This window comes from Nostoc sp. FACHB-133 (assembly GCF_014698055.1).
Taxonomy (GTDB): Bacteria; Cyanobacteriota; Cyanobacteriia; order Cyanobacteriales; family Nostocaceae; genus Nostoc.
This window is the reverse complement of the sequence record NZ_JACJSH010000006.1, coordinates 153,170-165,301: the sequence shown is the minus strand read 5'-3', so window position 1 is coordinate 165,301 and position 12,132 is coordinate 153,170. Positions and strand designations below refer to the sequence as shown.

Annotated in this window: 9 protein-coding genes; 4 read left to right on the top strand and 5 right to left on the bottom strand. The window is 42.4% G+C overall.

The features are described from left to right. Positions 1 to 136: 136 nt before the first annotated feature. The 4 genes from H6G86_RS07460 to H6G86_RS07445 all read right to left on the bottom strand — a co-directional run bounded on the left by H6G86_RS07460 (position 137) and on the right by H6G86_RS07445 (position 3,387). Entirely contained in the window at positions 137 to 787 is a 651-nt protein-coding gene (locus H6G86_RS07460; RefSeq protein WP_190933777.1) for a Uma2 family endonuclease, read from the bottom strand. 98 nt (positions 788 to 885) lie between these two features. Next, positions 886 to 1,239, bottom strand: a complete 354-nt coding sequence (locus H6G86_RS07455) for a DUF952 domain-containing protein (RefSeq protein ID WP_190933776.1) — start codon at positions 1,237 to 1,239, stop codon at positions 886 to 888. 64 nt (positions 1,240 to 1,303) lie between these two features. Next, on the bottom strand, positions 1,304 to 1,558 hold the full coding sequence (locus H6G86_RS07450; protein WP_190933775.1) for an LAGLIDADG family homing endonuclease: 255 nt from the start codon (positions 1,556 to 1,558) through the stop codon (positions 1,304 to 1,306). Positions 1,559 to 1,857: 299 nt separating this feature from the next. Beyond that, a complete protein-coding gene (locus tag H6G86_RS07445; RefSeq protein ID WP_190933774.1) occupies positions 1,858 to 3,387 on the bottom strand; it encodes a thioredoxin-like domain-containing protein in 1,530 nt (509 codons plus the stop codon). A gap of 280 nt (positions 3,388 to 3,667) precedes the next feature. On the opposite strand from H6G86_RS07445, the gene H6G86_RS07440 reads away from it, so the two are divergent. Both H6G86_RS07440 and glsA read left to right on the top strand, forming a co-directional pair. Then, on the top strand, positions 3,668 to 4,366 hold the full coding sequence (locus H6G86_RS07440; RefSeq protein ID WP_190933773.1) for an HAD family hydrolase: 699 nt from the start codon (positions 3,668 to 3,670) through the stop codon (positions 4,364 to 4,366). A 29-nt stretch (positions 4,367 to 4,395) separates the two neighbouring features. Continuing rightward, positions 4,396 to 5,307: a glutaminase A gene (gene glsA / locus H6G86_RS07435; RefSeq protein ID WP_190933772.1), complete on the top strand. Its 912-nt coding sequence runs from the start codon at positions 4,396 to 4,398 to the stop codon at positions 5,305 to 5,307. On the opposite strand, the gene H6G86_RS07430 is transcribed toward glsA, so the two are convergent. Next, a complete protein-coding gene (locus H6G86_RS07430; protein ID WP_190933834.1) occupies positions 5,284 to 6,933 on the bottom strand; it encodes a hypothetical protein in 1,650 nt (549 codons plus the stop codon). The genes glsA and H6G86_RS07430 overlap by 24 nt on opposite strands. A gap of 538 nt (positions 6,934 to 7,471) precedes the next feature. Between H6G86_RS07430 and psaA the strand changes: the two genes are divergently transcribed. Beyond that, positions 7,472 to 9,730 (top strand): photosystem I core protein PsaA, encoded by a 2,259-nt coding sequence (gene psaA, locus H6G86_RS07425; RefSeq protein ID WP_114081191.1) that lies wholly within the window; start codon positions 7,472 to 7,474, stop codon positions 9,728 to 9,730. A gap of 119 nt (positions 9,731 to 9,849) precedes the next feature. After that, positions 9,850 to 12,075 carry a photosystem I core protein PsaB gene (gene psaB, locus H6G86_RS07420; RefSeq protein ID WP_190933771.1) on the top strand — a complete coding sequence of 742 codons (2,226 nt, stop codon included), beginning with the start codon at positions 9,850 to 9,852 and terminating at the stop codon, positions 12,073 to 12,075. Positions 12,076 to 12,132 lie beyond the last annotated feature (57 nt).

Here is a 12,132-nt window from a genome sequence, read left to right as displayed (position 1 = left end):
TAAGTAAAGCGCGGAATCTCTTGATTTGGGTGGTTAGAAACCTAGTCTACACAAGCAAAACCGACAGAGGTGGGTTTTAAAACCTTAATTTGGACTTAAATTTTGTTTGTATAGGGGGGGGTGAATTCTATTCACCCTAGCTGTCTTGTATTTGTTCTCTTAACCATTGTCGAAATGATCTAAGTGCTGAACTGGTTCCTGTCGTTCGTGCCATCTCCACAAACAGAGGAATTATTTCATTTACAGGAAAACTAGGAAATATGGCGCTTGTGAGAGACTTTATATATTGTTCACCTTGCAATAAGTTAATTTCTAACTTTTTGCTTTCATATCGCCAAATTTCAGGTACTTTTAACGCCTGATATGCACTAATTTGGGTTTTAGAGGTGACATCAATTTCAATCGCCAAATTAGGAGGAGGATCAACTGTTAAGTCGATCTTATCTTTGCCAATCATTAGCTGATAGTTTTGAATATAAAAACAATCATCAGGTTCAATACCTACACTTATATCTTTTCGCTTAAAAGTGGTTGAACCTAAAGATTCCCAATTCAGATTGAGTTCATCTAGCAAGGCTTTTACTAAGTCTCCAATAATTACCTTCGCTCGTTCATGTTCTGGTAATGGAGCCATAATTTCTAGCGTTCCTTGGCTGTATGCTACTCGACTTCCACGATGCTCTCCTAACTCGTTGAGAATTGCTTCAAATACTTGCCAACTCACATCTTCCAGGATTATTCTTTGCCCTGCTGGAACTCGAATTTGTTTTAGTTGAACAGTAACCATAGGATGTTAGCTGTTAAATTATTTCATTTTTACTCCCCGCCTCAAACCTTTGACTTTTCATCTTCCTTCTTTGCGCCCTTTGCGTCCTTAGCGGTTCGTTATTCTTCTAATTCTATAACTTCTTGCGGCAACTCAAATAAACCATCTTCCCCAGCTTCAAAATCAACCACCTGATACACAGCATCAACATTTAACTCACCATAAATATGAGGAAATAATTCGCCAATTTCAGCCTCTTCATAACGGATTTCAGCTTGTACTTTCTCAGAATCAATAAAAAGTAGTACTAATTCTTTTTGATTATTAAAAAATCTCTTTGCAACTTTGAGTATTTGCGTTGATTTGGAACAATGTATAAAACCTTCACTCTCTAGCGAATCAGCGCGATAGCTACCCAAATCTTTTGCTTGTTCCCATTGTTGGCATTTGGTAATATGGAGGATGGTATTCATAATGATTAGTTAACTAGAATATTTAATTACGTCTAAATATTATCCTTATATTCACGCAATTTATCTAACATAAAATTGATTTTTTAGTCATTTCTATTTCTTCTGTTGTAACTTTTCTACGGATTCCATTAAGGAAATAACTATACTGCCGCAGAACTTCTTCTTTCCAAATCAAATACTCTTTAGCTTTCTTTGAACACAAACAATACGTTTCAAATAAAGGAATAATAACCTCGGCTAGTTTTTTATTATCTGTAAGTTGATAGAAATTTACTGGTTTACCTTTCTGTGTTGGATAACTACTAGTAACATGACCCACACCTAAATTTTTTTTATAAAATGAAGAACTTTCGGTTTTTGTTGGCCAATTATTAAAGATCCCTCACCATCAAAAAAGCCAGTAAACCAGAATCCAAAATTATCATCAATTTGTAACCGATTATGTATGTGTAAATTCATGATTGGCATTTTTTCCGTCGAATCAATAGAAGAAATTCTATCATGAATTAATACATTAGTACTAAAATTATAATAAATCTTTTCTAACCACGAAAATCTGAAGATTAATCAAACAGGTGAACAAGTTTTTCTTTACGCCTTTGCCTGAGCCTATCATCCCTAAGAACCAATGCTTGGCAGATTAACTGGAATACATATATCTGGCGCACATAACCCAAAAAACTCTAGTGTTGTCACCTCAAAGGTATTCAAATCTAGACGGCGGATAGCATGATTATTAGTATCAGCAATATATAGATATGAACCGCTAGCACTCAATCCCGAAGGTTCAAAAAATCGGCTATTTTTACCTTGCCCATTTTGTAAACCAGCAGTACCATCTCCCAAAACTGTTTGACAATTTCCACTAGGACTAACTAATTTAATTTTGTGATTATAGGTATCTGCAACCCATATAAAATTCTGAGCAAATTCCACTCCTAAACAGTGTTGTAAACGGACATCTTCACCTTGTCCATCAACGTCACCAAAGCCAAATAAACCCCCACTACCGCAAACAGTTCGCACTTGATACGGTTCTACAATTCCAACACCACGAATTGAACTAACTTCACTGTCAGCGATATATAATTCTTTTCCATCGGTGCTAATACCACTGGGTTGAGCAAAGGCAGATTCGGTAAGTGAACCATCAATGCAAGCTTCTGCACCAGTACCAGCATAAGTTTTAATCATGCTAGTTTCTAAATCCATTTCCCAGATTTGATGCGGCCCAGCCATTGCAATAAATAAGGTTTTTGCCACTTTCACTAAATCCCAAGGGGAATTTAGCGCAGTTTCTAAACCAGCACCGCCATGAGGATGAATATTCCGGCTTTGTTCACCAGTTCCTGCGATCGCACTTACAACTTGACGCTTCAAATCAACTCGGCGCAGGGTATGATTTTCTGTATCAGCAACATAAAGAATTTGATTTTCTGCATCATAAGCCATTCCCTGTGGTGCAAAAAACTGCGCTTCGTTAAAAGCACCATCGGTTAAGCCAGATTTTCCAGTACCAATCAAATGCAGAATCTCGCCGTCGAAGCTACTCATAATCAGGCGATGATGTCCAGAATCAGCGATGAACAAACCCGTTTGGGTAGCTAAAACCTTACCAGGAAAAGCTAGAGGAGTAATTAATGGTTGGCGCTGTTTTTCTAATATCAAACTAAGTTCTTGAAAATTAATCGTTCCTTTACCTTGGTGTTGCTGAATTAACTTTTGAATCAACTCGTCTAAAGTGTCACGGTTTGCTTCACCAGAAATCTGGCCAATCACATAACTTTCTGGATCAATAATTATTAAGGTAGGCCAAGCACGTACAGCATATTCTTCCCAAAGTCGAAAATTTCTGTCAACTATAACTGGGTGTTCAACGTCGTAGCGCAGGATAGCTTGGCGAATATTTTCTATTTCTTTTTCGTTGTCAAATTTGGCAGAATGAACACCGATAACGGTAAGACTATCTTTATATTTCTGCTCTAAATATTTCAGATTTGGCAGAATATGCAGACAATTGATACAGCAGTATGTCCAAAAGTCTAAAATTACAACTCTACCCTTGAGATGTTTAAGAGAAAAGGGTTTGTCGGTATTGAACCAAGAGTAATTTTGTGGTAATTCTGGCGCTCTAACACGGGGAATCATAAAGTATCCTTTGATAAAGTTAGCTTATCACTTTAACTTTAAATTCAGAGTGGTTTTTATACTTGATAATTTTATATAACAATCCTAAATGAATTACGAACAAAAAGATCCCCGACTTCTTGAAGAATTCGGGGATCTAGCAGCCATACAAAATGAATTTGACGGGTAGAGAGACGCGATAAATCGCCGTCTCTACAGAAAATTTATCCATCAATTATTTATTGACAGACTACTAGTAGCATAGGGATTGAAATTGCTTAGTTTCTTTTAGGAGTTATATATGCTTGGGGTAATATTTGATCTTGATGGAACTCTTTGGAATATATCTAGTATATGTGTAGATGCTTGGAATCAAGCAATTAAGATTGCTAATATTCAGAGAGTTCCTATCACTGAGGATGATATTAATGGGGTAAGTGGTCTTCCTTTGATAGAGTGTATAAAAAATATTTTTCCAGATATAGAAAAGGAAAATATTGATAAGTTTTCTCTTTTAATAGAAGACTGTGAAAAGCAAGAGATAAAAACTAGAGGTGGAACTTTATATAAAGGAGTTTCAGAATATTTAGATATTTTATCCAGTCAGTTTCCCTTGTTCTTAGTTAGCAATTGTGAGTATTGGTACTTACAAGTATTTCTTTCTATGCCTTTAAGCAGTAGTAATACAAACAAAACTTTTAGGGATATATTTGTAGACTCAGAGTGTTTTGGCAGAACTCAAAAACCCAAAGCTGAAAATATCATTGCAATTTGTCAACGTCATAGCTTGAAAAAGGCAATTTATATTGGAGATACAGAAAGTGATAGATTAGCAGCTATGAAAGCAGGGGTTGATTTTATTCACGCCTCCTATGGATTTGGTTATGTAGAATCAGCAAATTTAAAGAGTGCAGCTTCTTTTAGTGAAGTTGTCGATATACTTTTAACTCTTATCAATTCCCCATCAGTAGCGATAGAAAATATTACAGCGAGTTTATAAACTAGAAATGGTTTTAGCGGATATCACTTTTGAAAAAACTTGACAGACTAACGACTACAGAGGTGTCAGCTTGGGTACAACAAGCAAAAACTAAAGCTGAATACGGAAAAGTTATCGATCGCATTCCACAATTAGCTTTAGCCGATCCTAATTGGTTTGCAGTTCACATCTGCTGTGAATCGGGGAAAAATATTAGCTTTGGGGATACAGGTTGTATTTTCCCGCTAATGAGCGTGATTAAGACATTTTCTTTACTTTATCTGCTGGAACATTTTGGCGCAGAAACAGTTTTTGGCTGGGTTGGGGTGGAACCATCGGATGCACCCTTCAATTCTTTAGAACAATTAGTTAGCGATCGCGGCCGCCCCCGTAACCCGATGATTAATAGTGGGGCAATCACCCTCGCTGATAAGTTACCAGGAAAGGATGCTACCCAACGCACTCTTTTATTTTGTCAATGGCTCAACCAATTAGCAGGTTGCCAACTCAGTTTAGATGAAGTAATGCTGGCTTCAGTGCGATTAACACGTTCAAAAGCCAATGAAGCGATCGCAAACTATCTTACCGAAACAGGTTATTTAGAAAATCTTGAAATAGCACTTGATACTTACGAGCAAATATGCTGTATCTCTGGGCGAGTTGAAGATTTAGCTCTGTTAGGAAAACTTCTAGCTTGTGATGGGTTAGTTAATCCACGAAATCGCCGGATTGTCAATGCTGTGATGTCAAGTTGTGGACTTTATGAAGCTTCTGCCGAGTTTGCAGTCAGAATTGGTTTACCGATGAAATCAGGGATTGGTGGTGGACTTGTCGCAATAGTCCCAGGTGAGGGAGCGATCGCTTGCTACAGTCCTGGGTTGGATAATATGGGAAATCCTGTAGGTGCGATCGCATTTGTTGAGGCTTTAGCGCAAGAGTTACAGTTGAGTGTCTTTGCTTAATTCTGGTTTTTCTGCTTCGGGAGCCCTTATCTTAGGTAACGGCGTTGATTCAGGAGTTGGTGTTACCTCTGGCTGTGGTTCTGGTACAGGAGACTCAATAATCTCTGGCAGTGCAGGTGGCAAACTAAGAGATGGCGCAACTGTTACTTGTGGAGTAGGTGTCTTGCTCGTTCGACGCTTAAAAAATGCGCCAAATTTAGATTTTGTTGGCTGAGGCGTAACTTTTTCAGTTGACGGTGTTGATTCAGGAGTTGGTGTTACCTCTGGCTGTGGTTCTGGTGTTGGCGTAATTATTTCTGGTGCTGGAGACTCAATAATCTCTGGCAGTGCAGGTGGCAAACTAGGAGATGGCTCAACTGTTACTTCTGGAGTAGGTATCTTACCCGCCCGACGGTTAAAAAATCCGTCAACTTTAGGTTTAGTTGGCTGAGGCGCAACTTTTTCAGGTAGCGGCGTTGATTCTGGAGTCGGCGTTACCGTTGGCTGTGGTTCTGATGGTGTCGGGGATAAAGTAGGAGATGGTACAGCCGTTGGAACTTCCAATTTTGGTTCTTCTGGCTGTGTTTTAGATTCTTTCGGAGCTTCAATTTCAGGAATGGGCTGCTTTTCTAGCTTCGGTTGGATTTGGGGTGTTTTTTCAACAGAAGGCGTAGGTGTAAGTTTATAATTCGGGTCTACAATGCCACGTACCTCATCTGCTGTGAGTTCTCCTCTGACAATTTTCGACAAAGTATCTTTACCCTTTGGCTGGAAGTCAATGACTCGGACTGTGGTATTGAAGACATTTTTGAGAGGATTTCCCTGATTATCGAGAAATTCTAGCTTTATCCAGTTTTTACCAGTTTGGAAGCCTTTAAGATAAACTGCCTGCCAGCGATCGAAAACAAAGCTTTCACCATTAATTGTGACGCGGATGCGCCAATCACTAAATCCTTCGTTAGTGTTTTCCTTGTCAACGAGGTGTAGGGGAGCGTTAGTGAGATAAAAGTCTAGTAAGATTGGCTCTGCTCCGTAGCTACTTTGAGGACGGCTGTAAGTTAGCAGAGGTAACTTGGGATCTGCGTTATTGTCGTCTGTTTTGGTAAAAACGTGAAATGTTGTCTGGGCATAAGCCCCTTCATTCTTAAAGCTTTCATGCCAAGGACGAGAGGCAAAAACACGCAGGGTATGAGTACCTGGGGACAACTCTGGCAAAACCAAGGGTTGATTCAGGTCGTAAACAGGAATATAAGGTTGGTTATCCAGAATTACATGGAGATGTGGCCCCAGTTGTAATTGTGGGTCTTTAAATATTGGTAGATCCTTAACCTGAAAACTCGCTGTAACTTTATTATTTTGGAAAACTTCATCAGGTCTTGGAGTCAGAATTGCCACTTGTGGCTGATAAACTTCCAAACTTGGACGCAGTGCTTGGATAACAGATGGTGGAGAAACTTCCGAAAATTGCTTTGAGATTTGAGAAATCTGTGGAGGGTTTTCTCTATAACCAGTAGATACTTCCTGGCTATCGGCTTTCTCACCGCAACTCGTCAAGCTTAATACCAGCACCAATGTCATTATACACCTGAGAATCGGGAACCTCTCAGGGAGGAGCTTCTCTAACACCCTTTTCTGCCACGAGTTCATGCGTTGCACCCAGTGATAGTCTTCGACAATTGACAGATTATTTTCGCTCAAACTGTCCATCTGGCACTATAGCCCAAAAGGTGAAATCTACCTCACATTCCCTAAGTTTTCATATATCTATTTCAGTAAATTTTAAAACAAGTCATACTTTTTACAGCTTTTTACTTACAACAATGGAAAGATGACACAAATGTTCATGAGTAATAGCAGTAAAAGCTGGAATTCGAGTGTATACAGCAAAATCATAAAACTTACGAATTGTTATTCTTTGTAAATTAAAATGGTTAATCTATTGACTTTTAGACAAATAGTTTGGAGTTAAAAGGCAGATAAGACGGTAATTTCAGCAATATTCCACCAAGTTTGAATTATTGTTAAAATATCTCCAACAAAGTGCAGGTGAAGACTCTATAATTCAACGAGAAACAACTCTCCACATAGGGTCTTCATCGCGGCTTCAGTAAAATTCTGAGTATGCGGTAATGGTTCACTTTGTGGTATTCATGATTCCTCATTCCTTATCAAGAGAGGAGGTCAAATGACAATAAGTCCTCCGGAGCGAGAGGAAAAGAAGGCAAGAGTAATCGTCGATAACGATCCAGTTCCAACCTCATTCGAGAGATGGGCGCAACCTGGACACTTTGACAGATCCTTAGCCAGAGGTCCCAAAACCACCACATGGATTTGGAACCTGCACGCACTCGCCCATGATTTTGATACACATACAAGCGATTTAGAAGACATATCCCGCAAGATATTCTCAGCCCACTTCGGCCACCTAGCCGTAGTGATGGTTTGGTTGAGCGGGATGATTTTCCACGGCGCGAAGTTTTCTAACTACGAAGCTTGGCTAAGTGACCCGTTGAACGTTAAGCCTAGCGCTCAAGTCGTTTGGCCCATTGTTGGACAAGACATTTTAAACGGTGATGTTGGCGGTGGTTTCCACGGTATTCAAATCACCTCCGGTTTGTTCCAAGTATGGCGTGGTTGGGGGATTACAAACTCCTTCCAGCTTTATGTAACTGCGATCGGTGGCTTGGTATTAGCAGGCTTATTCCTATTTGCCGGCTGGTTCCACTACCACAAACGCGCTCCCAAACTGGAATGGTTCCAGAATGTGGAGTCAATGCTGAATCACCACTTGCAAGTATTGCTAGGTTGTGGTTCCTTGGGATGGGCAGGCCACTTAATCCACGTGTCCGCACCGACCAACAAGCTTTTGGATGCAGGTGTTGCTCTCAAAGACATCCCCTTGCCCCACGAGTTCATCTTGAACAAAGACTTGTTGACCGAGTTGTATCCCAGCTTTGCTGCTGGTTTAGCACCTTTCTTCACCTTGAACTGGGGTCAGTATGCTGACTTCCTTACCTTCAAGGGCGGTCTGAACCCAGTAACAGGCGGCTTGTGGATGACTGACATCGCTCATCACCACTTAGCGATCGCAGTTCTCTTTATCGTTGCTGGTCATCAATACCGTACCAACTGGGGTATTGGTCACAGCATTAAAGAGATCCTAGAAAACCACAAAGGCCCTTTCACTGGTGAAGGTCACAAAGGTCTCTACGAAAACCTGACCACATCCTGGCACGCTCAGTTGGCTACTAACCTGGCCTTCTTGGGTTCACTGACCATCATCATCGCGCATCACATGTACGCGATGCCCCCCTATCCATATTTGGCAACTGATTACGCTACACAGTTGTGCATATTCACTCACCATATTTGGATCGGTGGCTTCTTGATTGTTGGTGGAGCAGCTCACGCTGCGATCTTCATGGTGCGGGATTACGATCCAGTTGTGAATCAAAACAACGTATTGGATCGGGTAATTCGTCACCGTGATGCGATTATTTCTCACCTCAACTGGGTATGTATTTTCTTAGGCTTCCATAGCTTTGGACTTTACATCCACAACGACACAATGCGTGCATTGGGTCGTCCTCAAGACTTGTTCTCTGATACAGGGATTCAATTGCAGCCAGTATTTGCCCAGTGGATACAAAATATCCACGCCTTGGCTCCTGGTACAACTGCACCTAATGCCCTAGAACCAGTTAGCTATGTCTTTGGCGGCGGTATTTTGGCTGTTGGCGGTAAAGTGGCAGCTGCACCCATTGCTTTGGGCACAGCCGACTTCCTAATTCACCACATTCACGCTTTCACCATTCACGTCACCGTCCTAATTCTGCTCAAAGGTGTGCTGTATGCCCGTAGCTCTCGTCTGATTCCAGACAAAGCAAACCTGGGCTTCCGCTTCCCCTGCGACGGTCCTGGTCGTGGCGGTACTTGCCAAGTGTCTGGTTGGGATCACGTATTCCTCGGACTATTCTGGATGTACAACTCCCTATCTATTGTAATTTTCCACTTCAGTTGGAAGATGCAATCAGATGTTTGGGGAACCGTAGATGCAGATGGTACTGTGACTCACATCACTGGTGGCAACTTTGCCCAAAGTGCTATTACCATCAACGGTTGGTTACGGGACTTCTTGTGGGCACAAGCTACACAAGTCATCAATTCCTATGGCAGCGCGCTATCTGCCTATGGTCTACTCTTCTTAGGCGCTCACTTTGTCTGGGCATTCAGCTTGATGTTCCTGTTCAGTGGTCGCGGCTACTGGCAAGAACTGATTGAGTCCATTGTTTGGGCGCATAACAAACTGAAGGTAGCACCAGCAATTCAGCCTCGCGCTCTGAGTATTATTCAGGGTCGGGCTGTAGGGGTAGCTCACTACCTCTTGGGAGGAATTGCCACAACTTGGGCATTCTTCCATGCACACATCCTTTCAGTAGGGTAGCAATCAGCAAAATTTTGGATTTTGGATTTTAGATTTTAGATTCAATCCAAAATCCAAAATCTAGAATCCAAAATTGAACTGGTATTTGATGGCTAAAGGTCAGAGGATTTATTAAACCTATGGCGACAAAATTTCCGAAATTTAGCCAGGATCTCGCACAGGACCCGACGACTCGTCGGATATGGTATGCGATCGCTACAGGCAACGATTTTGAAACCCATGATGGCATGACGGAAGAAAATCTTTACCAAAAGATTTTCGCAACTCACTTCGGTCACTTGGCAATCATCTTCCTGTGGGCATCCAGCCTCCTGTTCCACGTAGCCTGGCAAGGTAACTTTGAACAGTGGATTAAAGATCCCCTTCACATCCGTCCCATCGCCCATGCGATTTGGGACCCCCACTTTGGTAAACCAGCGATCGAAGCTTTTACCCAAGCGGGCGCTAGCAATCCGGTAAACATTACCTACTCTGGTCTCTACCATTGGTGGTACACCATCGGTATGCGGAATAACGGCGAACTGTACAACGGTTCAGTTTTCTTGCTGTTGTTCGCAGCTGTAATGTTGTTTGCTGGTTGGCTGCACTTGCAACCCAAGTACCGTCCTAGCTTGGCATGGTTTAAGAGCGCTGAACATCGTCTAAACCACCACTTAGCAGGTTTGTTTGGTGTTAGTTCATTGGCTTGGGCTGGTCACTTAATTCACGTTGCTGTCCCCGAAGCTCGCGGTCAGCACGTAGGTTGGGATAACTTCCTGAATACCCCACCACACCCAGCCGGTTTGACACCATTCTTTACAGGCAACTGGTCTGTTTACGCTCAAAACCCTGACACTCCTGGACATATCTTCGGGACATCGCAAGGTGCAGGAACTGCAATTCTGACTTTCTTGGGTGGTTTCCATCCCCAGACAGAAGCTTTGTGGCTGACTGACATAGCTCATCACCACCTAGCGATCGCAGTTTTATTCATTGTTGCTGGTCACATGTACCGGACAAACTTTGGGATTGGTCACAGTCTCAAAGAAGCATTGAATGCCAAGAGTTTCTTTGGTATTCCAGTTGAAGGGCCGTTTAACCTACCTCACCAAGGTATTTACGACACCTACAACAACTCCTTGCACTTCCAATTGGGTTGGCACTTAGCAGCGCTAGGTGTTGTTACTTCCCTGGTAGCGCAGCACATGTACTCCATGCCTTCCTACGCATTTATTGCGAAGGACTACACAACCCAGGCAGCGTTGTACACGCATCACCAGTATATTGCTGGATTCCTGATGCTTGGTGCTTTTGCTCACGGTGCGATTTTCTGGGTACGTGATTACGACCCAGAGCAAAACAAAGGTAACGTGCTTGACCGCGTGTTGAAGCACAAAGAAGCGATCATTTCCCACCTCAGTTGGGTATCTCTTTTCTTAGGCTTCCACACCCTTGGTCTGTACGTACACAACGACGTAGTAGTTGCTTTCGGCACTCCTGAAAAGCAAATCTTGATTGAGCCAGTATTTGCTCAATTCGTCCAAGCTGCTAACGGTAAGGTACTGTACGGTTTAGATACTTTGCTATCTAACCCCGATAGTATTGCTTACACAGCATGGCCTAACTACGCTAACGTTTGGTTGCCAGGTTGGTTAGATGCCATTAATGCTGGTACTAACTCCCTGTTCTTGACAATTGGCCCTGGCGATTTCTTGGTACACCATGCGATCGCTCTAGGTCTGCACACCACCACCTTGATCTTGGTCAAAGGTGCTTTGGATGCCCGTGGTTCTAAGCTGATGCCCGATAAAAAGGACTTCGGCTATGCCTTCCCTTGCGACGGCCCCGGTCGTGGCGGTACTTGCGACATCTCAGCATGGGATTCCTTCTACCTCGCTACATTCTGGATGCTCAACACCATTGGTTGGTTGACCTTCTACTGGCATTGGAAACATCTCGGTGTTTGGCAAGGCAACGTAGCTCAGTTCAATGAGAACTCTACATACCTCATGGGCTGGTTCCGCGATTACCTCTGGGCTAACTCTGCTCAGTTGATTAACGGTTACAACCCTTACGGCGTGAATAACCTGTCTGTCTGGGCTTGGATGTTCCTATTTGGACACCTAGTTTGGGCTACTGGCTTCATGTTCTTAATCTCCTGGAGAGGTTACTGGCAAGAGTTGATTGAAACCCTTGTCTGGGCACACGAACGCACTCCTCTGGCTAACCTAGTTCGCTGGAAAGACAAGCCCGTTGCTCTGTCTATTGTTCAAGCTCGTGTAGTTGGTCTAGCTCACTTCACTGTTGGCTACATCGTAACTTACGCCGCTTTCTTGATTGCTTCTACTGCTGGTAAGTTCGGTTAATTCTTCTGCTAGTTTTGTAGATAAGTAATAGAAATCCCCTGCCGCAAGGTAGGGGAT